Here is a 19,717-nt window from a genome sequence, read left to right on the forward strand (position 1 = left end):
GCCTTAATCGCGGAACTGGGCGATAGCCTCGATCTCGACGAGGAAGTCCGGCAGGGCGAGGGACTGCACCCCGACCACCGTGTTGGGCGCCGGCGTTTCGTCGCCATAGAAGCGCTTGAGAGCGCCGACCACGGCGCCGAGGCGCTCCATGTCGTTGTCGACGATGTAGGTCCGCAGCCGGACGACATCCGACGGACCCAGACCTGAATGGTCGAGCACCGCCGCGATGTTGGCGAGCGCCTTGTCGACCTGGGCGGCGAAGTCACCGACGCCCACGACATTGCAATCGGCGTCCCAGGCGACCTGGCCGGCGAGATGAAGCACCCTGCCCCCGTCCTGAACGGCCGCATGAGAGAAGCCGAAAGGCGTGCTGTCGTAGAGCTCTGATGGATTGATTTTCGTGGTCGCCATGTCGCCCTCCCGGCTAGTCGACGAGTTCGAGCTGCAGCCCGAAAGGATCCTGGATGTAGAGGTTGGTCTTGCCGGCCAGCGGCCCGGCGTCGATCTCGATGGGGTCCAGCGGCTTGCAGCCCAGCTCCGCCAGCCAGGCGGCGGCGGCGGGAACGTCATCGACCCGGAACGCTAGGTGATGCCCGCCGATGTCGCAGTTGAGCGGCGGCTCCATCCGTCGCCCATCCGGGCTGTCGTATTGAACCAGCTGGACGCGGAAGCCGCCCGTAAAGGCGATCATCGCCAGGGTCAGACGCGCGCCCTGGACGCCCACGTGGGCCTCCATCCAGTCGCGCCCATCGGGACCCGTCGGCATCTCGGCCGCGTCCATCGGACCCATGCGGTAGAGCTCGTCCGCCCCCAGAACGCCGCAGTAGAACGCCAGCGCCTGATCGAGGTCAGGCACGGTCCTGGACACATGGTCCACCGTGAACAAGGGCCTCCCCTCATCGCGAGTATTTCCGGCCACGCTCCCCTCCATTGCAACGTGTTCCGACTTTTGATGAAGACAGTTTTGTGGCGTTCTGCCGCCGCAAACAATGACTGCTTTTGGAAAAATCGTTGCGCTGAACGCAATCAACGCGCGGCGAGATCGCCGATCCTTACGGGTCTCGCAGGAAAGCGCGCCGTGAACGCTGAGCGTTCGGAATGCGGCTCTCCCGCCAGGCTCAACAGGCTGTGCTCGCAGTTTCGGCCCTGGCACGCGCCCATGCCGCATCGGGTCGCCAGCTTGACGGAACCGACCTCGTCGCAGCGCGCCAGCGCGGCCTGCAGATCGGCCAGAACCACATCCTCGCAGCGGCAGATGATCGTGTCCGCATCAGGCAGGCGGGCGCTGAACGGCCCCGGGTCGGCGACGGCCTCGAGCAGGGCCGAAAACCACATCGCCGCCTCGCGCGCCTTGCGCCAGGGCCGGGCGCGACGACGCGCTTCATCCTGATCGATAAGGCCTTCGTCCAGGGCGACCGCCAGACCGGCCAGCGCGCCTTCGGCCGACGCTGCTTCGGCGCCCTTCACGCCTGTGGTCTCGCCCGCGACATAGGCGCCCCGGCGCGAGGCCCGCATCCACTCGTCGTGGTTCGTCTTCCAGCCGCCGGGTCGGGCAGGCGTCACCTGCAGGCCCGCCGCGCGCGGCAGGTCCGCCTGGGGCATGAAGCCGAAACAGAGGGCGGCCGCATCACACTCGAACCGCTCCGTCTGTCCCAGACGCAGGGCGGAAACCCTGCCCTGCCCCTCCACGCTCAGCGCCGGTCGGCCGAAACGCAGGGGAACGCCCGCCCTGAACAGACGCCAGGCGCTGCCCAGCGCCGAGAGCAGAACGGCCCCATGCGTCAGGGCGGCCCAGGGTCGGGTGATCGCGCGCCATACGAGCGTCGAGAAGGGCTGAATGAAGGCGACCACAGCCACCTCGCCACCCGCCTCCAGAGCCTGTTCGGCCACAAGCAGTTGCAGCGGGTGGCTGCCCGCGAACGCCAGGCGCTTGCCGGGGACCAGTTGCTGACTCTTGATGAAGGCCTGCGTCCCGCCCGCGCTCATGACGCCCGGCAGGGTCCAGCCGGGAATGGGAACAGCCAGATCATAGCAGCCGCCGGCGATCAGCACCCGGCGCGCCGACACCTCTTCGACGCCCGAGGGGCCGGACAGGGTCAGCGTCCACGCGCCGCCCGCTTCACGCAGGCCAAGCACTGAGCGCCCGCCCATGAAGTCGACGTTCGACAAGGCCTCGAAGGCGGCCAGCCGCGCCTTCAGCCCGCGATAGGCTCTGCCCGTCATCCAGTCGGCGACCGAAAACGCGCGCGGCGGCTGGCGCAGAATCTGGCCCCCCGGACGCGCCTGTTCGTCGATGACGGCGATCCGCAACGCCCCGTTGAGGCTCAGGCACGCCGCCTGCCCCGCGGGGCCTGCGCCGATCACGGCCAGGTCGTAATCTGGGCTCGCGCCGCTGAGGGACGAACTCATTCGCCGAGCCCCGTCTCGACTGTCATTCCCGGTTCAGCGGGAACCAGACAAGCGCGCAGGCGTCGCGAAACGTCGCCCTCCCGCACATGGACTAGGCATTCGCTGCAGACGCCCATATTGCAGAACAGGCCGCGTGCGCGACCCGAGCGATCGCGCCTGAACCCCGTGGCCTCCGCGGCCAGCATGGCGGCCGCGATGGTCTCGCCCGGATAGGCCTGGATCGCGTCGCCATCGACGCTGAAGGCGAAGGGCTCCCCGCGCGACACGCCTTGGGTCTTACGCAAGCCGACCTCCCATGAAGCTGTTGAGGTGGCCGAAGCGCGCCGGAGAGAAGATCGACAGGCGATCCTCGCGCTCATCCAGAATCAGTCTGGCGAGAAGACGGGCGAACACCGGCCCCAGGGTGAAAGCCGAACCGCCCGCCGCCACATAGACGCCCGGCGCCTGGGGGACCTCGCCGACCAGCGGGGTTTGATCAGCCGTGATGGCGGTGATCCCGGTCCAGCTGCGGATCAGATTCAGCTCGGCGACCGGCGGAAAGATCCGCGACGCGACCCCCAGATTGCCCGCCAGCGAGGGCGTCAGCAGTTCCGCCGACCGGTCCAGGTCGAACCGACCCGTGGCGTCCAGCCGCATACGAGACGGCCACCCCCCGCCGATCAGCATGTTTCCGGCGTGCGCCTGCTTCATCGACAGCCTTTGACCGACGTGCTGGATCAGTTGCTCCAGCATCGGCGGCGCCCGCTCGGTCACATTCATCAGCAGAGCGACCGGATAGATGGGAAGATGCAGGTTGAACAGCTCGCCGATCCGGCCGGTCCAGGCACCCGCCGCGATAAGCACCTTGCGGGTCGCAAGTTCGATGTCCGCCTCGCCCCGGCGCACGGTCAGACGATAGCCCTGCGCATCCGAACCGACCGCCGTCAGGCGCGCGCCCTGCAGCAGTTGGACGCCCGCCGTCTGGGCGCGCGTCATGAAGGCCGGCGTCAGGGCCTTCGGGTCGGCATGGCCTTCCGAGGCGAGATAGGCGGCCGCCGTCACGGCCTCGGACAGGCCCGGCGCAATGATTCGCGCTTCGGCGCCGTCGATCAGCCGGGTGTCCAGACCGCCCTCGACCTCGCGGGCGACCTTGCGCTCCAATGTGCGGACCTGGTCCGCCGTCTCGGCGACCATCAGGCCGCCGCGCATGTGGATGTGGAGATCCGGACCCATTTCGGCGTCCAGCCTCCGCCACTCCTCGATGGCGAGGCGGTTGAGACTCAACACCTGCGCCGCCTGATCGGCCAGCGCCTCGCCGTTCTCCAGGAAGCGGCGCTCCAGCTGAAAATGCAGAGACCCCGCATTGGCGCCGGACGCGCCGATATTGGGGTAGCCCGCCTCCACCACGGCCACCGAAGCCCCGGCCTGGGCGAGCCTGAACGCCGTGGCGGCGCCGACCAGGCCGCCGCCGATCACCACGACGTCCAGACGTTCCATTGATCAGGCGCGCCCGAGGGACGCCAGGGTCTCGCGAATGCGCTCCAGATCGGCTTCGCGCACGTCCAGCAGCGGACGGCGCACATAGCCCCCCGGCAGGCCCTGAATGTTGAGCGCCGCCTTCAGAATGGCGGGCCCCGATCCGAAGCGGCCGACAAGCTCAGAGGTGTACCAAGCGTCCATGATGACCCGGTCCTGACGGCCGCAGGCGCGCGCCGCCTCGAAATCCCCGGCCCAGACGTGATTGTAGAAATCCGGCTGGGTCCGCCCCAATACGCCGCCGGCCCCCATGGTGCCGTCGCCGCCCCCGCCCCTTAACAAGGCCAGGCCGCCGTCGTCCATGCTGTGGCCGAAAACGCGGATCTGATCGCACAGCCCGAAATAGGTCTGGACGAAGCGGCGCAGGTCGCCCGTCGACTGTTTGATGGCGACGACGTTCTCGATGTCGGCCAGACGGCGCAACAGGTCGAAGTCCATGTCCACGCCGGTGCCCGGAGGCCAGTTGTAGACGCAGATCGGCAGGGCGGAACCGTCCGACACCGTCTGATAGAAGCTGACGATCTCATCCGCTGAGGGACGAATATAGGGCGGCGGCGTCACCAGCACGCCTTCATAGCCGCAGGCGTGAGCGGTCTCGGCGAAATCAACGACCTCCTGCGCCGTAAAGGCGGTGCAACCGGCGATGAGAGAGATCTTGCCCTTCATCTGTTCGCCGACGGCGGTGATCAGGGCCTTGCGCTCCTGAGGGGCCAGACTGGTCCACTCCCCCGTGGTTCCGGCCACCACCAGACCGTGCATGCCCTCAGCGTGCAGCCATTCCAGCAACGTCCCGAGGCCTGACAGGTCAAGCTGTCCATCGACGTCGAAGGGCGTCGTGATCGCGGGGATGTAGCCGCGCCAGCCGACGCGCATTCTCTTGCCAGTCACAAACACCTCTAGATCAATACTGTGCGACAGAATGGCCCTGTCTCAAGCATTTCGTTTGGGCTCACAATACGGGACAAATGATCAATATCATTGCGTTTCACGCAACACGCGCTAGCCTCCACGTCCTAGGAGGACTCCATGCAGGGAAACGCGCTTTATTACTTCCACGAGGCCGCGCGTCTGGGCTCGATGCGCCTGGCCAGCGACAAGATCGGCGTCGCCGTCTCCTCCATCAGTCGTCAGATCGCACAACTGGAACGCGACATGGGCGTGGCCCTGATCGAACGGGGACGGCGCTCGATCCGCATGACCGAGGCGGGCCTATTGGCCTACGAATACTATCAGGGCTGCGTCGCCAACGAAGAAGCCTTCATGAACAGGCTTCACGAGCATCGACAGATGAAGGCGGGCAAGGTCAGCATCGCTGTCGGCGAGGGCTTTCTGGGCGGCTTCTTCTCCAAGGTCCTTGAGGAATTCCAGGGCCAGCACCCCGGCATCGCCGCGTCCGTATCGGTGCAGTCGACGACCGAAATCGTCCGGGCCGTCCTTGATGACAACGCCCACTTCGGCCTGATCTTCAACGACTGCGCCGAGCCCAAGATCCGCGTGCGCGCCGTGGCGGCCCAGCCCTTGATGGTGGTGTGCGCCCCTGATCACCCGGCGGCGAAGTTGAAGAGCGTCTCCCTGCCCGAACTGAGCGCTTTCGACCTGTGCCTGCCGGACATCGGCCTGAGAATCCGCCAGATTCTTCGCGAGGCCGAGCGGCGTGAACAGGTGTGGCTGGAGCCCGCCCTGACCACGACCTCCCTGTATGTGATGCGCGAGGCGGCGCGGGCGGGCCGGATGGTCACCGTGCTGCCGCGCATCGCGGTGACGAGCGAACTGGAAGAGGGAACCCTGGTGGTCCGCCCGCTCAGCGAGGCCAACCTCGAAGACACGACCATCAGCCTGATCCACCGGCTGGGGCGTCAGTTGGACGGCGCGCCCGCGCGCCTGCTGGCCGCGTTCGAAACCCGCATCAAGGGCTGGAACGAGACCGAGACAGGGCGCGACTGACGCGAACCGGAGGCGGGCTTAACGCCCGCCTTCAGGACGGCCACGCGTCGTCAGCAGCACGACGACGATCGCGACAAGGGCGTTGACGCCCATCGCCACCAGTCCCTTGTCCCAGCCCGGCAGCAGGGCCGCCCACAGCGACTGGGCGGACGGCAGCAACAGGGCCGCATAGCCCGCGCCGATGCCCGCCGCCACGCCGATCGCATTGGCGCGGGGCCACAGGAAGGCCAGGAAAACGCCGGGCGCCAACATGCCGATGGCGGCATAGGCGGCCAGGCCGATCTCGACCAGGGAAGAGGTCGCGCCGATCGTCAACCACACGGCCACCGCCGCGAAACCGACCATCGACAGCCGCGAAACCAGCAGACTGGCCCGATCGCTCAGGTCCGGCTTGAGCGGCATGACCACGTTGCGGCTGAAGATCGATCCCGCCGTCAGCAGCAGCACCGAACCCGGCACCAGCGCCAGCAGGCAGGCCGTCCCGGCCAGCAGGCCGATCATCCACGCCGGATAGGCGTCGGACACGAACTGCAACAGGGCGGCGTTGACGTCTCCGCCCGGCGGCGAAACCCCGGCCAGCAAGGCGCCGAAGCCCAGCAGGATGATGAAGAAGAAGGACAGGGAATAGATCGGCTGCAGCACGGCGTTGCGGCGGATGGCCTTGCGGCTGCCGGCCGCGTAGCAGAGCTGGAACATGTGCGGGAAGATCCAGGTGCCGAGGGCGACGTTCAGGGCCGCCGTCATCATCCAGGTCACCGTCAGGCCCGCTTCGGGGACCATGCCCGGAAAGACGCCGATGCCGGGATGCTGGTCCTGAACCCGCGCGAACACGTCCAGAATGGACGAGGCTCCGACCTTGCCCGCGACGGTGGCGCTCAGACCGACGACCAGGACGATCATCAGCACGTCCTTGACCCCCGCAGCGAAGGCGGCCGAGCGCAGCCCCGCCACATAGACGAAGGCCAGCATGATGCCTGCGGCGATGATGGCCGCCGCCGTCACCGACACCTCGGTCCCCAGCGTCAGGCGCAGGATCAGGCTCAGGGCCGTGATCTGGATCTGCACATAGACGACGATGGCGGCGATCCCCGCCAGACCGACCAGGCACCCCAGCCAGGTCGCCTTATAGCGGGCGGCGAAGAAGTCCGCCTGGGTGATGAAACCGCCCTGACGCCCCGCCTGCCAGATGCGCGGCATCAGCCAGTAGCCCAGCGTCGCCGCCAGCGAGACGGAGGTGAAGGCCAGATAGGCGGGCGCGCCATAGGCCCAAGCGTAGCCTGAAATGCCCAGAACGGCGAAGGTCGTGTAGATCTCGCCCGCATTCAGGAACCAGAAGATCAGGGTGCCGAAGCGACGGCCGCCGACCGCCCATTCGGTCACCGTCTTGGCCTTGGACTTCTGATGTCCGTAGAGCATGGCGCCGATCATGGTCGCCAGCACGATGCCGAGAGTCAGAGCCAGGGTCACGACAGACCCTCCCCGTCCTGATCATCGGTCAGACCCAGTTCCTTCTCGATGCGCTCATCGCGCCAGAAGACGAAGCCGATCACGGCGGTGGCGACCAGGATGCCCGCCATCTGCCACGCCATGGGAAGGGGCAGAGAGAAAACCCGCACCGACGCCGTATTGACCAGCGGCGTCAGGCCGATCTGCCAGATGAAGGGGATGACGAGCAGCCAGCGGTGAACATACCGCCGGTGCATCGCGCGGAACGAAGCGTACTGAGACATGGTCAAGGTTTCCGCGGCAGGCTCAGCGCGCCTGGCCGGACAGGCCGTGGTCGTCGCGCACGACCGCCCCGCCCTTCATGACGAAGCTGAGCGAGCGCAGGGCGCCGATGTCCTTGGTGGGGTCGCCGTCCAGGATGACGATGTCAGCGTATTTGCCGACCGTGATGCTGCCGATATCGGTGTCGCGGCGCATCATGCGCGCAGGCTGGATGGTGGCGGCCTGAAGCGCCTGAAGCGGCGTCATGCCCGCATCGACATAGAGTTCGGCTTCGCGCACCGTGGCGGTCGTGCCTTCATTGTCCTCGAACGGAAACTGATCGGTGCCCAGCGCGATCGGCACGCCCAGACGGATCGCCTGCTGCAGCACCGCCCAGTGATCCTTGCCCACGCTGTCGACCCGCGCCAGGTACCAGTCCGGCGAACCAATCCGCTGATAGAAGGCGCGTGCGCCGGGTTGGCTGACGACGATGGTCGGGATCAGCCAGGCCTCGTCCTTGGCCATGCGACGCAGCACCGGCTCGGTCAGGTGATAGCCGTGCTCGAAGGCGTCGATGCCGTATTCCAGCGCCTGCATGGCCGCCTGGGGCGAGCCGTTGTGAGCGGTGACGCGCACGCCGTTGCGATGGGCCACGTCGATCAGGACAGAAAGCTCTTCATCGGTCATCGGCGCGGCGGCGATGTCGCCGTGGGTGTCGGAAATGCCGCCCGAAATGGCGATCTTGATCCAGGAGGCGCCTTGTTTGATCTGTTCGCGCGCGGCGCGGGCGAAGGCGTAGGGACCGTCGACTTCGAGGAAGCCGTGACCGCCGGTCGGCACGATCAGCTCGCCCGCCGTCTCGATACGCGGGCCGACCGCCTCGCCGCGCTGGATAGCGCGTTTCAGGGCGAAGTCGTTGCCGTGCAGTTCGGACACCAGGCGCACGCTGGTCACGCCTGCGCGCAGCGAACGCTCGGCGTTGTGCGCCATGCGCAGAACCTGCTGGGCGTCCGTTTCATTCTGGAGTTCGGCCCCCGCCGCCCCCGGCAGCTTCAGGCCGAAGTGGACGTGCATGTTCATCAGCCCCGGAGCCAGCCAACGGCCCTCCGTCGAGATGATGCGGGCGCCGACCGGCGGCTGGACCTCGCTGCGCGGACCGACGCGGACGATGCGCTGACCCTCGACCACGACCACGGCGTCGGGAATGATCCGCCCGTCCTCGACCGAAACCACCGAGCCGCCCACCAGCGCCGTGACCTCTCCGTCCGGCTGCGCCTGGGCCGAGGCGGCCTGCGCGCTGAAAACGGCCAGGGCAGCAGCCGATGCCGCCGCCATCAGAGACGCGAAACGTGGAAGACGAAGCGAGTACATGTGAAATCCCCTCTAGGCCGGGCGCGCCGGAGCCTTGCACTGTCAGGAAATGCGATGAGCGTGACAATGCGGTTCGCTGATACAGTCTGTTGCGCTAATAGCAACGAAGATCAGAGATCAGGCATCCATACCGCAACCGGCAGCATGGAGGCGCAGGTCCTCGAAACGGGGACGGTTCCGCTGAATCCGGTCGGTCGAACGCGTGTACCAGCCGGCGCCGTGCATGCGCGCCATCAGTTGCATGGCGGGCGTATCGACATGCAGACGCTCGGGATCGACGAAGCGGTCGTCCATGTGCAGGGCCAGGACCTGTCCGATCACCACCGTGGCGGCCGGCGCAAAGTCCAGCGTCTCCACGACCCTGCATTCAAAGCTGACAGGCGCCGAGGCGATGCGCGGCGGCCTGATCATGGCGGACGGCGCCGTCGCCACCCCGGCGGCTGCCAGTTCGTCATAGCCCGCCGGGGCCTCGGCGCAGGTCCAGTTCATGGCGTCCAGATCGTCTTCGGACACCAGGTTGACGACGAATTCGCCCGTCGCGACGATGTTGGCGCAGGTGTCCTTGCGCTCGCCGTTCGGCTTGCGCATCAGACCAAGGGCGATCAGCGGCGGGTCGGCCGCCATCATGTTGAAGAAGCTGTAGGGGGCCGCGTTGCGCGCCCCGTCCGGCGCCAGGGTCGTCACCCAAGCGATCGGCCTGGGCGTGATGGACGAGGCCATCAGCTTGTAGCGATCGCCCGCTTCCAGCTGCGACAGGTCAAACAGCAAGATCGTCCTCCGCCCCGATGCGGCGCACCGGACGTTGCGGCGCCGTGTTGACGCTCAACTGGAAAACATCGGGGCGCGCATAGTGGCCCGCGACGTCGAAGTCGTATTTGGCGCGCGCGATCTCGGACAGGTCGATATCAGCGTAGAGGATCGTCTCGCCGGAATAGTCGGGGCCCGCCAGCACCTCGCCCAGAGGGGCGACGATCATGCTGCCGCCGCGCATCAACACCGTGTCGGGCGCGTCTCCAAGGGCGCAGTCATAGTCCGCCGGATAGGCGTCGCGCCGGATATGCTGGCAGGCGGACAGGACGAAGCAGCGACCTTCCAGCGCGATATGGCGCATGGATGCAGCCCAGCCGTCGCGGTCATCCGCCGTCGGCGCGCAATACAGGCCGATGCCCTGATCGTACATCGCCATGCGCAGCATGGGCATGTAGTTCTCCCAGCAGATGACGGCCCCAATCCGGCCCAGGGAAGTGTCGATCACCGGCATGGTCGAGCCGTCGCCGAAGCCCCAGATCAACCGTTCGGCGCCCGTCGGCATCAGCTTGCGGTGTTTGGAGATCAGGCCGCGCTCGCCGTCGAAAAACAGGACGGTGCAATAGAGCGTCGCCCCGCCGCGCTCGATGACGCCCATCACCACAAAGGCGCCGGTCTCGGCCGCCGCCTGAGCCAGGGCCGCGACCTCAGGTCCATCGAGATCAATCGCGCCTTCATAGTAGCGGCGGAAGTCCTCGCGGCCCGACGGCTTGCGCATCCCGACGGGCGTGCCGAACGAGGCGCCTTTCGGATAGCCGCCCAGGAAGGCCTCGGGAAAGACGATCAGCCGCGCCCCCTCGCCTGCCGCCTGACGGATCAGGTCCGCCGCCTTGGCCGCCGACGCCGCAGGATCGCCCGGAATCGACGCCGCCTGCACCACGGCCGCCTTGTAGGACTGAGACATCACGGCCCCCTCTTCATCCCTGAAACTTCGGCGCAGATTAGTTGCGTTTGACAGCAATTGGAAGATATTTTAGGTCTATAATATTAATCGAGGAGAGGGGTCATGACGAACCGTTTCGACCAATACCGCGAGGACGTCATCGGCCGCGCCAACGTCGCCGACACCCCCGAACTGGTGGACTACTATCGCCGCCTCTCAGAGCTGGGGACGGGCGCCCTGTGGACGGTGGCCAACAAGATCGAGCCCTGGGAGCCGGTCTCGACCTCCGTCCCCATGCTGTGGCGCTACGCCGACCTGCGCGACCATGTGCTGAAGGCCCTGGATCTGGTCACGCCGGAACAGGCGGGGCGCCGCGTCGTCTATCTGGAGAACAAGGGGCGGGCCGACGTGGTCGCCGCCGTGGGCTGGCTCTATTCAGGCCTGCAGGTGATGAAGCCCGGCGAATGCGCCTCCAGTCACCGCCACAGCGCCTCGGCCCTGCGCTTCATCATGGAAGGGCGCGGCGCCTTCACCAACGTCGACGGGCACAAGATGACGCTGGGGCCGAATGACTTCGTTCTGACGCCCAACGGAACCTGGCACGAGCACGGCGTGGCCGAGGACGGCGAGATCTGCATCTGGCAGGACGGCCTCGACATTCCGATGATGAATGCGCTGGAGGCCAACTTCTACGAGGTCCACCCGGACCTGAACCAGGCGGTCTCCTTCCCTGTCGACGACAGCACGGCGACGTGGGCGGGCGCGGCCCTGCGCCCGGCCTCGACGCCCTGGAACAAGCCCTATTCACCGCTGCTAAAGTATGAGTGGGGGCCGACTTATGAAGCCCTGCAACGCTTCGCCGCCGTCACCGACGGCAGCCCCTACGACGGCGTCCACATGGACTACGTCAACCCGAACACGGGCGGGCCGGTCATGCAGACCATCGGCGCCTCGATGCAGATGCTGCGCCCCGGCGAACGGACGAAGGCCCACCGCCAGACCGGCAGCTTCGTCTATCAGTGCGCCAAGGGGCAGGGCTATTCCATCATCAACGGCCGCCGGTTCGACTGGCGCGAGCGGGACATCTTCGTCGTCCCGGCCTGGATGTATCACGAGCACGCCAACGCCTCGGACACCGAGGACGCCTGCCTGTTCGCCTTCCACGACCTGCCGGTCATGCGCGCCCTGGGCCTCTATCGCGAAGAAGCCCTGGCCGAGAACGGCGGCCACCAACCCATCCTCTCCGAATAGGACTTAGAACCCATGCGTCTTGTTACCTATCGCGCCAGCGTCGAGGCCGAGGCCCGGCTGGGCGCCATCGACGGCGACCTAGTCGTCGACCTTGAAAAACTGGGCCAGGCGCGCGGCGTCGCCCTGCCGTCGACCATGCTGGCCTTCATCGACCTTGGCCCTCAGGCGGTATCGGCGGCGTCGGCCCTGATGGCCGAGGCCAAGGGCCTGTATCCGGTCGGCGTCGCCTCACCTCTGTCCAACGCCAAACTGCTGGCCCCCATTCCGCGCCCGCGCAAGAACATCTTCGGCATCGGTCTGAACTATACGGAACACGTCGCGGAATCGGCCAAGACGCTGGACACCTCGGCCGACCTGCCGCGCGAGCCGGTGATCTTCTCCAAACCGCCGACGACCGTGGTCGGACCGGGCGACCCCATCGTCCACAACGCCGCCATCACCCAGCAGCTGGACTGGGAAGTCGAACTGGCGACGGTGATCGGCTCGACCGCCAAGGGCGTCAGCCGCGAGGACGCGCTCAAGCATGTGTTCGGCTATACGGTGCTGATCGACGTCAGCGCCCGCGACTGCCGTCGCGCCGGTCAGTGGATCTACTCCAAGGGCCAGGACAGCTTCGCCCCGATGGGGCCGTGCATCGTCACGGCGGACGAGATTCCCGACCCGCAGACGCTGGACCTGACCCTGTCGCTGAACGGCGTCCAGAAGCAGAGCAGCAACACCGCCTATATGCTGTTCAAGGTCGATGAACTGATCGCCGACATCAGCAAGGGCATCACCCTGGAGCCCGGCGACATCATCGCCACCGGCACGCCCGCAGGCGTCGGCGCCGGCATGGATCCGCAGGAATGGATGTGGCCCGGCGATACGGTCGAGGCCGAGGTCGTCGGTATCGGCAAGCTGCGCCACCCCGTCGTCGCCGCCTGACGACAAAAGCCCGCCCCGGCGCAGCGCTGGGGCGGGCTTTTCATTTCAGCAGCAGGGCGAGGCTCAGGTCTTCGCCAGACCGTCGCGAACGTCATCCGGCCAGGGCGCCGAGCGCCCTTCAGCCAGGATCATGCAGACCAGAACGCCCTGCGCCGTCATCCGCACCTCGTCGCCGCAGGCCACCGTATAGGCCACGGCGCAGCTGGAGCGGCCAACCGATTTCACTTCGATGGTGATGTCCAGTTCGTCGCCGAGGCGGCTGGGCGCCGCAAACCGGCTGTCCAGGCTGACCGTGGGCACGCCCAGGCCGCGCGTCAGGTGCAGTTCGGCGAAATCAACGCCCACGCCTTCAGCGAACCAGTCCTCGACCGCCCCGTTCAGCATCTCGAAATAGCGGGGATAGAAGACGATGCCCGCCGCATCGACGTGTGCGAAACGCACCTTGCTCCGCGTCGTGAAGCTCATGTGTGAAGGTTCTCTCCGATCGACGCCTTGACCTTGGCCAACAGGGCGTGAAGCTGTTCCAGATCATCGGGCGCCACGTCGGACAGCGCCTGATGGATCCACGCATGGTGCGCCTTGGCCAGCACGTTGAAGCGGGTCTGTCCGGCCGCGCTCAGCCGCACGATGGATGATCGGCGATCTTCCGGGTCGGGGCTGACCACGACCTGACCCGCGTCCTGAAGCTGGCGCACGATGGCCGTGACGTTTCCGTTGGACACCAGAAGGGCGCGCGACAACTGTCCCATCGTCCGCCCCTGCGGATGACGGTCCAGGGCCGCCATCACGTCGAAACGCGGCAGTGTGGTGTCGTATTGCTCGGCGAAGCCGCGCCGCAGGCTCTTTTCGATCGTCATGGTGCAGCTCAGCATCCGCAGCCACGCCCGAACGTCGATCGGCCCCGCGCCGCCGTCATGCTTCTCGCGCATGGCGCGCCACTCCTCTGCGAACCGCCCGCCCGGCCCGGTCAGGCTCTAACGCCATCTGCGGCGCTTCGGGCCTGTCGCGCAAGCTGGTCGAAACTGGCGCGATAGACGCTGGGCGTCGGATGCTCGCGGCGGCCCGCGGCGGCCGCCGCCTTGAAGGTCCAGGCCGGGTCCAGCAGGTGCGGACGCCCCAGGGCGACAAGGTCCGCTCGCCCTGCCGCCAGGATGGCGTTGGCCTGATCCGCCTCGGTGATGGCGCCGACCGCCAGGGTGCGAACGCCCGCCTCGTTGCGGATGCGGTCGGACAGGGGCGTCTGGTACATCCGGCCGGTGACAGGACGCGCGTCCGGATGCGTCTCGCCGGACGAGACGTCGATCAGGTCCGCCCCGGCCGCAGCCAGCCGACGGGCGATCTCAACCGCCTCATCCGGGGCCAGACCGGCCTGGCCCATCCAGTCCTCGGCCGATATCCGCACCAGCAACGGCTTGGCCTCAGGCCAGATGGCGCGCACCGCTTCCAGCACCGACAGCGGGAAGCGCAGACGCCCGTCCAGATCGCCGCCATAGGCGTCCTGGCGATGGTTCATCAGCGGCGTGATGAAGCTGGACAGCAAAGTCCCGTGTCCGGCCTGTATCTCCAGCACGTCGAAGCCCGCCGCCTCCGCCCGGCGCGCCGCGGCGACGAAGGCGTCGCGCACATCGTCCATCCCGGATTCGTCCAGAGCGGCGGGCGCGAGGCCGCCCTCGGCCCAGGGCCGGTCCGAAGCCGCCACCAGCGGCCAGGGGTGATCCAGCGGCGTCGTCGCCGGACGGCCGCCCTGCGGCGCGACGCACGCTCCGCGCGGACCCGCATGGCCGATCTGGGCGCAGACGAGGGTTTCTCCCCCGGCGTGGATCAGGGCGTTGATGCGCGCCCAGCCCGCAATCTGATCGTCGTCATAGAGACCGGCGCAGCCCGGCGTGACACGGCCCTCGGGTGACACGGCCAGCATTTCGGTCATGAGCAGACCCGCGCCGCCCAGCCCTCGCGCGCCATAATGCGCCAGGTGGAAGTCCGTCGCCCGCCCCTGAGCATCAGCCTGATAGGTCTGCATCGGAGCCACGACGATCCGGTTGGACAGTTGCGCCTCGCGCAGGCGCAGGGGGGCGAACATCGGCGGCGTCCCCGCCCCTGCACCCGCCTGGCCGGCGAACCAATCCTCGACCCGTCCCAGCCAGGGGCCGTCGCGCAGACGCAGGTTCTCGTGGCTGACCCTCTGGCTACGCGTCAGCAGGGCGTAGGCGAACTGCTCGGCGTCGAAATCCGCATAGCGGTCGATGTTCTCGAACCATTCGATGGAGTTGCGCGCGCTGTTCTGGATCTTCAGCACCTCGACCTGGCGCTCGTCGCGATAATCCTTCAGCGCCTGCGTCAGCGCCTGTCGGTTATCGAGGCCCGGCCGGTCCAGCACCTCGGCCAGCTTGATCGCATCCTCCAGCGCTAGCTTCGTGCCCGATCCGATCGAGAAGTGCGCCGTGTGCGCGGCGTCGCCGAGCAGCACCACATTGTCGAAAGACCACTGGCCGCACAGCACCCGGCGGAAGTTGATCCACGACGCCGAGCCGCGCAGATGCGCCGAATTGCTCAGCAGCGGATGGCCGTCCAGATGGCGCGCGAAAATCCGTTCGCACGCCGCCAGCGTCTCTTCCTGGCTCATGTCCTCGAAGCCCAACCCCGCCCAGGTCTCAGGCGAGCATTCGACGATGAAGGTCGAATGGGTTTCGTCGAACCGATAGGCATGCGCCCAGATCCAGCCCGCCGGGGTCTTCTCGAAGATGAAGGCGAAGGCGTCGAACAGCTTCTGCGTGCCCAGCCAGGTGAACTTGTTCCGGCGCGTCTGGATGTCGATGTCGAAACGGTCGGCGTAGCGGGTGCGGATGCGGCTGTTGATCCCGTCGGCGGCGACGATCAGATCGAAGTCGGCGTAAGGCTCCAGATCATCGCCGAATTCGGTCTCGAAATGCATGACGACGCCGAGCTCGGCCGCCCGAGCCTGCAGAATCTGCAACAGCCGCTTGCGCCCGATGCCGATGAAGCCGTGGCCGGAAGACACCTCCGTGCGGCCGCCCAGCGCCACGGCGATGTCCTCCCAGTGCGCAAAGCTGTCCCGGATCCGATCCGCGCTGACCGGGTCGTTCGCCGTCAGATTGGTGAGAGTCTGGTCCGAAAAGACGACGCCCCAGCCGAAGGTGTCCCCGCTCCGGTTGCGCTCGAAGACATGGATGTCGTGCTCCGGGTTCCGAAGCTTCATCGAGATGGCGAAATAGATGCCGGCGGGACCGCCGCCAAGACAAGCAACACGCATGAGACGCCTCCAGTTGCTTTAGGTCTAAAATAAATGAAGGCGGCAGGCAAGCGGTTCATCTCCGCCGCCGACAGGGCGCTGCATCGCGGGAAGCGTCCTAGTCCGTCATGGCTTCCAGGTTGGCGTTCAGTCGCCCGAGCAGCGTCAGCAGCCGCTCAGCATCCCGCTCGGCGAAACCCGCCAGCGCCTGGCGATAGACGGGCGCCATCAGGACCCGGGCCTGCGCCAACCGCTCGCGGCCCGCCTGCGTCAGACTGACGTCGATCACCCGCGCGTCCGCCGCGCTGGGATTGCGCGACACCAGCCCGGCATTGGTCATCCGCTCCACGATCCGCATCATGGTCGACAGATTGATCACGCCCGCCCGCGAAATCTGACCGATCGAACGCGGCGCCTGCTCGCCCAGGATCATCAGGACCCGCCAGGTCGGGATGTCGACGTCGATCTTCCGCAGTTCGCGCTCGATGATCAGATTGTAGCGGCTCAGCACCCTGTTCACCTGGTAAAAAGGGTAGCGCTCAAGACGGAAATCTTCCGAACCGGGGTCGCCTGTCCGGCGCGTTTGCTCAGCCACGGCGCCGTCCCTCTCCGCCCAGAGCCAACGCCGGATCAGCGTCGGCGCTCAAGAAATTAGTTGCAGATGCAAGTTTCTTCGGCAAGGCTCGATCCTGAGGAAAAAGAAAAGGGGAGGGACGAATGTCCGCATCTGCACAAGCTCTGTCGCAAATCGCGGCAGGCATCGCCAGCGGTGATGTAAAGGTCGTCGACCTGACGCAAATCCTGTCGGAAGACACGCCGACTCTGGTGCTGCCGCCGCCGTTCGGCCAGTGCGCGCCGTTCAGCCGCGAGGAAATATCCCGCTACGACGAGCGCGGCGTCGCCTGGTACTGGAGCAATTTCACCGTCGGCGAGCACACGGGCACCCATTTCGACGCGCCCGCCCACTGGGTCACCGGCAAGGACCAGCCCGCCGGCACCGTGGACGTGGTGCCGCCGTCCGACCTGATCGCGCCCGCCGTCGTCATCGACTGCTCCGCCGAGGCCGCCGCCGATCCCGACTTCCTGCTGGAGCCCTCGCACATCGAGGCGTGGGAGGCTGTTCACGGCCGCATCCCGCCGCGCAGTTGGGTCCTTTTCCGCACGGACTGGTCCAAGCGTGACCCGGAGGCCTATGTGAACCGCCGCGAAGACGGCGCCCACACCCCTGGACCGTCGGTCGCGGCCGTCCGCCTGCTGGTCGAAGAGCGCGACGCCCTGGGCTTCGGCGTCGAAACCATCGGCACGGACGCCGGTCAGGCGCACCTGCTGGAGCCGCCCTACCCCGCCCACGCCCTGTTCCACGGCGCCGGCCGCTATGGTCTGCAATGTCTGCAGAACCTGCACGCCCTGCCGCCGACGGGCGCCGTGGTGATCGCGCCGCCGCTGAAGATCCGTGATGGATCGGGCAGCCCGCTGCGCGTTCTGGCTCTGGTCGCGGGCTGATCCAGGATGGCCGAGCGTTCGTTCAAGTCGGAAGTCCGCAAACTGACCGCGGGTGAAGGCGACGTCTTTCACGGCGAGGGCATCCTCGCCGTGACCAAGGCGCTGCTGCAATCCGGGGTCGCCTATGTCGGCGGTTATCAGGGCTCGCCCATCAGCCACCTGATGGACGTCTTCGCCGATGCCAACGACCTGCTTGAAAGCCTGGACGTTCATTTCGAGGCCAGCGCCTCGGAAGCCACGGCGGCGGCCATGCTGGCCGCCTCCGTCAACTATCCCTTGCGCGGCGCCGTGGCCTGGAAGTCCGTCGTGGGCACGAACGTCGCCTCTGACGCCCTGTCCAACGTCGCGTCGGGCGGGGTGACGGGCGGCGCCATGATCATCGTCGGCGAGGACTATGGCGAAGGCTCCTCCATCATGCAGGAGCGCACCCACGCCTTCGCCATGAAGTCGCAGATGTGGCTGCTCGACCCCCGCCCCAACCTGACCAGCATCGTCGACATGGTCGAAAAGGGCTTCGAGCTTTCCGAGGCCTCGCACACGCCCGTCATGCTGGAGCTGCGTGTGCGCTCCTGCCACATGACCGGAAGCTTCGTCGCCCGCGACAACCGCCGCCCGCCCCTGACCGTGGCCCAGGCGGCGGCCGCGCCCGTGCGCGATGTGGAGCGGATCGTCCTGCCGCCCGCCAACTTCCTGCATGAGGTCGAGAAGGTCGAGAAGCGCTGGCCCGCCGGCGTCGCCTTCGTGCGCGACAACAAGCTGAACGAGACCTTCGGCCCGGACGAGGGCGAGATCGGCCTGATCGTCCAGGGCGGCCTCTACAACAACCTGAACCGGGCGATGGAGTTGCTGGGCCTAGCCGACGCCTTCGGCGACAGCGCCCTGCCGATCTACTGCCTCAACGTCACCTATCCGCTGATCCCCGAAGAGGTGACGGACTTCTGTCGCGGCAAGAAGGCGGTACTGATCATCGAGGAAGGCCAGCCCGAGTTCATCGAGCATGAGCTGAACACCCTGATCCGGCGCGCAGGTCTTGAGACCCGCATCGTCGGCAAGGGCCCGCTGCCGCGCGCCGGGGAATACGCCGCCCACGTCATCCAGAAGGGGCTGAAGAGCTTCCTGGAGGAATGGAGCCCGAAACACGCTCCAGCGCCCGCACCGGTTTCCGCCGCCCCGGCGCCTGCGGCGGTCACAAGTCTGGCCGCCGAGGTTCCTGCCCGCCCCGCCGGTTTCTGCACCGGCTGCCCGGAGCGCCCGATCTTCACCGCCATGAAGATGGTCGAGCGCGAACTGGGCCCGTCGCACGTGTCGGCGGATATCGGCTGCCACCTGTTCTCTATCCTGCCGCCGTTCAACATCGGCAATACGACGATGGGCTACGGCCTGGGCGCCGCCGGGGCTTCGGCCTTCAAGCCGAAGGACAGGCGCGCGATCGCCATCATGGGCGATGGAGGCTTCTGGCATAACGGCCTGACCTCAGGCGTCGGCAACGCCGTGTTCAACAAGAACGACACCGTCACCCTGGTCGTCGACAACGGCTATTCGGCTGCGACCGGCGGCCAGGACGTGCTGTCCTCGCGCGCCGACAGCAAGACGCGCAGCACCCGAAATCCGATCGAGAAGGCGGCGCGAGGCGTCGGCGTGGAATGGGTGCGCTCCATCGACCGCACGTATGACCTGAAACGCATGAAGGACGCGCTGAAGGAAGCGCTGACCAGCCCGGAGAAGGGTCCGAAGGTCATCATCGCCCAGTCCGAATGCATGCTGAACAAGCAGCGCCGCGAGAAGCCCCTGCTGCGCAAGGCCGCTCAGGCGGGACGGCGCGTCTCTCAGGACCGCTTCGGCGTTGATCCCGACACCTGCACTGGGGACCACAGCTGCATCCGTCTGTCCGGCTGCCCCTCCCTGTCGATCAAGCCCAATCCTGATCCGTTGCGGCGCGATCCGGTGGCCCATGTCGACAACTCCTGCGTCGGCTGCGGCCTGTGCGGCGAGGTCAGCCACGCCGCCATTCTGTGCCCCAGCTTCTATCGGGCGCGGGTGGTGACCAACCCGGGACGCTGGGAGCGCTTCGTCAACGGACTGCGCCAACGCATCATCACGACTCTCCAGCGCGGAGCCGAGCGCCGCCTGGCGGCACGGGCTTTCTGAGAACC

20 protein-coding genes are annotated in these 19,717 nt (G+C 67.1%); 5 read left to right on the top strand and 15 right to left on the bottom strand.

The features are described from left to right. Window positions 1-3: 3 nt before the first annotated feature. From H556_RS0113060 to H556_RS0113085, 6 genes are all read right to left on the bottom strand, one after another. Window positions 4-411, bottom strand: coding sequence for a RidA family protein (locus H556_RS0113060; RefSeq protein ID WP_024354863.1), 408 nt, complete (start codon window positions 409-411; stop codon window positions 4-6). 13 nt (window positions 412-424) lie between these two features. Continuing rightward, window positions 425-919 (bottom strand): VOC family protein, encoded by a 495-nt coding sequence (locus H556_RS0113065; protein ID WP_245559488.1) that lies wholly within the window; start codon window positions 917-919, stop codon window positions 425-427. A gap of 107 nt (window positions 920-1,026) precedes the next feature. Next, a complete protein-coding gene (locus H556_RS0113070; protein WP_024354865.1) occupies window positions 1,027-2,409 on the bottom strand; it encodes an FAD/NAD(P)-dependent oxidoreductase in 1,383 nt (460 codons plus the stop codon). Continuing rightward, window positions 2,406-2,693 (bottom strand): (2Fe-2S)-binding protein, encoded by a 288-nt coding sequence (locus H556_RS0113075; RefSeq protein ID WP_024354866.1) that lies wholly within the window; start codon window positions 2,691-2,693, stop codon window positions 2,406-2,408. The genes H556_RS0113070 and H556_RS0113075 overlap by 4 nt, the downstream gene beginning before the upstream one ends. Next, the gene (locus H556_RS0113080) at window positions 2,686-3,885 is read right to left on the bottom strand and encodes an NAD(P)/FAD-dependent oxidoreductase (protein WP_024354867.1); all 1,200 of its coding nucleotides are present in this window, start codon (window positions 3,883-3,885) and stop codon (window positions 2,686-2,688) included. The genes H556_RS0113075 and H556_RS0113080 overlap by 8 nt, the downstream gene beginning before the upstream one ends. A 3-nt stretch (window positions 3,886-3,888) precedes the next feature. Beyond that, window positions 3,889-4,812 carry a dihydrodipicolinate synthase family protein gene (locus tag H556_RS0113085; RefSeq protein ID WP_024354868.1) on the bottom strand — a complete coding sequence of 308 codons (924 nt, stop codon included), beginning with the start codon at window positions 4,810-4,812 and terminating at the stop codon, window positions 3,889-3,891. Window positions 4,813-4,950: 138 nt separating this feature from the next. Here H556_RS0113085 and H556_RS0113090 point away from each other — a divergent pair, with 138 nt between their 5' ends. Then, window positions 4,951-5,868 (top strand): LysR family transcriptional regulator, encoded by a 918-nt coding sequence (locus H556_RS0113090; RefSeq protein WP_024354869.1) that lies wholly within the window; start codon window positions 4,951-4,953, stop codon window positions 5,866-5,868. An 18-nt stretch (window positions 5,869-5,886) separates the two neighbouring features. On the opposite strand, the gene H556_RS0113095 is transcribed toward H556_RS0113090, so the two are convergent. From H556_RS0113095 to H556_RS0113115, 5 genes are all read right to left on the bottom strand, one after another. Then, on the bottom strand, window positions 5,887-7,335 hold the full coding sequence (locus H556_RS0113095) for a sodium:solute symporter family protein (protein WP_024354870.1): 1,449 nt from the start codon (window positions 7,333-7,335) through the stop codon (window positions 5,887-5,889). After that, window positions 7,332-7,598 (bottom strand): DUF3311 domain-containing protein, encoded by a 267-nt coding sequence (locus tag H556_RS0113100; RefSeq protein WP_024354871.1) that lies wholly within the window; start codon window positions 7,596-7,598, stop codon window positions 7,332-7,334. Before H556_RS0113100 ends, H556_RS0113095 begins: the two co-directional genes overlap by 4 nt. A 22-nt stretch (window positions 7,599-7,620) precedes the next feature. Beyond that, window positions 7,621-8,946, bottom strand: a complete 1,326-nt coding sequence (locus tag H556_RS0113105; protein ID WP_245559490.1) for an amidohydrolase family protein — start codon at window positions 8,944-8,946, stop codon at window positions 7,621-7,623. A gap of 117 nt (window positions 8,947-9,063) precedes the next feature. Further along, entirely contained in the window at window positions 9,064-9,714 is a 651-nt protein-coding gene (locus tag H556_RS0113110; protein ID WP_024354873.1) for a flavin reductase family protein, read from the bottom strand. After that, window positions 9,704-10,657, bottom strand: a complete 954-nt coding sequence (locus tag H556_RS0113115; RefSeq protein ID WP_024354874.1) for a carbon-nitrogen hydrolase family protein — start codon at window positions 10,655-10,657, stop codon at window positions 9,704-9,706. The genes H556_RS0113110 and H556_RS0113115 overlap by 11 nt, the downstream gene beginning before the upstream one ends. Before the next feature lie 102 nt (window positions 10,658-10,759). Between H556_RS0113115 and H556_RS0113120 the strand changes: the two genes are divergently transcribed. Further along, window positions 10,760-11,887, top strand: coding sequence for a cupin domain-containing protein (locus H556_RS0113120; protein WP_024354875.1), 1,128 nt, complete (start codon window positions 10,760-10,762; stop codon window positions 11,885-11,887). Between the two features lie 12 nt (window positions 11,888-11,899). Continuing rightward, a complete protein-coding gene (locus H556_RS0113125) occupies window positions 11,900-12,811 on the top strand; it encodes a fumarylacetoacetate hydrolase family protein (RefSeq protein ID WP_024354876.1) in 912 nt (303 codons plus the stop codon). Window positions 12,812-12,874: 63 nt separating this feature from the next. On the opposite strand, the gene H556_RS0113130 is transcribed toward H556_RS0113125, so the two are convergent. The 4 genes from H556_RS0113130 to H556_RS0113145 form a co-directional block, all read right to left on the bottom strand. Further along, on the bottom strand, window positions 12,875-13,252 hold the full coding sequence (locus tag H556_RS0113130; protein ID WP_245559491.1) for an acyl-CoA thioesterase: 378 nt from the start codon (window positions 13,250-13,252) through the stop codon (window positions 12,875-12,877). A gap of 20 nt (window positions 13,253-13,272) precedes the next feature. Next, the gene (locus H556_RS0113135; RefSeq protein WP_024354878.1) at window positions 13,273-13,740 is read right to left on the bottom strand and encodes a MarR family winged helix-turn-helix transcriptional regulator; all 468 of its coding nucleotides are present in this window, start codon (window positions 13,738-13,740) and stop codon (window positions 13,273-13,275) included. Window positions 13,741-13,778: 38 nt separating this feature from the next. After that, window positions 13,779-16,082: a bifunctional salicylyl-CoA 5-hydroxylase/oxidoreductase gene (locus H556_RS0113140; protein ID WP_024354879.1), complete on the bottom strand. Its 2,304-nt coding sequence runs from the start codon at window positions 16,080-16,082 to the stop codon at window positions 13,779-13,781. Window positions 16,083-16,179: 97 nt separating this feature from the next. Next, window positions 16,180-16,656: a MarR family winged helix-turn-helix transcriptional regulator gene (locus H556_RS0113145; protein ID WP_024354880.1), complete on the bottom strand. Its 477-nt coding sequence runs from the start codon at window positions 16,654-16,656 to the stop codon at window positions 16,180-16,182. Window positions 16,657-16,778: 122 nt separating this feature from the next. Here H556_RS0113145 and H556_RS0113150 point away from each other — a divergent pair, with 122 nt between their 5' ends. Beyond that, window positions 16,779-17,564 carry a cyclase family protein gene (locus tag H556_RS0113150; RefSeq protein ID WP_024354881.1) on the top strand — a complete coding sequence of 262 codons (786 nt, stop codon included), beginning with the start codon at window positions 16,779-16,781 and terminating at the stop codon, window positions 17,562-17,564. Between the two features lie 6 nt (window positions 17,565-17,570). Further along, on the top strand, window positions 17,571-19,712 hold the full coding sequence (locus H556_RS0113155; protein ID WP_024354882.1) for a thiamine pyrophosphate-dependent enzyme: 2,142 nt from the start codon (window positions 17,571-17,573) through the stop codon (window positions 19,710-19,712). The last annotated feature ends 5 nt before the right edge of the window (window positions 19,713-19,717 follow it).

It is taken from the genome of Brevundimonas naejangsanensis DSM 23858 (assembly GCF_000421705.1).
Classification (GTDB): domain Bacteria; phylum Pseudomonadota; class Alphaproteobacteria; order Caulobacterales; family Caulobacteraceae; genus Brevundimonas; species Brevundimonas naejangsanensis.

Excerpts from the sequence above, each read along its gene's own strand:
- H556_RS0113060 (WP_024354863.1), bottom strand. The coding sequence starts at position 411 with ATGGCGACCACGAAAATCAATCCATCAGAGCTCTACGACAGCACGCCT.
- H556_RS0113070 (WP_024354865.1), bottom strand. The coding sequence starts at position 2,409 with ATGAGTTCGTCCCTCAGCGGCGCGAGCCCAGATTACGACCTGGCCGTG.
- H556_RS0113080 (WP_024354867.1), bottom strand. The coding sequence starts at position 3,885 with ATGGAACGTCTGGACGTCGTGGTGATCGGCGGCGGCCTGGTCGGCGCC.
- H556_RS0113090 (WP_024354869.1), top strand. The coding sequence starts at position 4,951 with ATGCAGGGAAACGCGCTTTATTACTTCCACGAGGCCGCGCGTCTGGGC.
- H556_RS0113100 (WP_024354871.1), bottom strand. The coding sequence starts at position 7,598 with ATGTCTCAGTACGCTTCGTTCCGCGCGATGCACCGGCGGTATGTTCAC.
- H556_RS0113105 (WP_245559490.1), bottom strand. The coding sequence starts at position 8,946 with ATGTACTCGCTTCGTCTTCCACGTTTCGCGTCTCTGATGGCGGCGGCA.
- H556_RS0113115 (WP_024354874.1), bottom strand. The coding sequence starts at position 10,657 with ATGTCTCAGTCCTACAAGGCGGCCGTGGTGCAGGCGGCGTCGATTCCG.
- H556_RS0113120 (WP_024354875.1), top strand. The coding sequence starts at position 10,760 with ATGACGAACCGTTTCGACCAATACCGCGAGGACGTCATCGGCCGCGCC.
- H556_RS0113125 (WP_024354876.1), top strand. The coding sequence starts at position 11,900 with ATGCGTCTTGTTACCTATCGCGCCAGCGTCGAGGCCGAGGCCCGGCTG.
- H556_RS0113135 (WP_024354878.1), bottom strand. The coding sequence starts at position 13,740 with ATGCGCGAGAAGCATGACGGCGGCGCGGGGCCGATCGACGTTCGGGCG.
- H556_RS0113140 (WP_024354879.1), bottom strand. The coding sequence starts at position 16,082 with ATGCGTGTTGCTTGTCTTGGCGGCGGTCCCGCCGGCATCTATTTCGCC.
- H556_RS0113150 (WP_024354881.1), top strand. The coding sequence starts at position 16,779 with ATGTCCGCATCTGCACAAGCTCTGTCGCAAATCGCGGCAGGCATCGCC.
- H556_RS0113155 (WP_024354882.1), top strand. The coding sequence starts at position 17,571 with ATGGCCGAGCGTTCGTTCAAGTCGGAAGTCCGCAAACTGACCGCGGGT.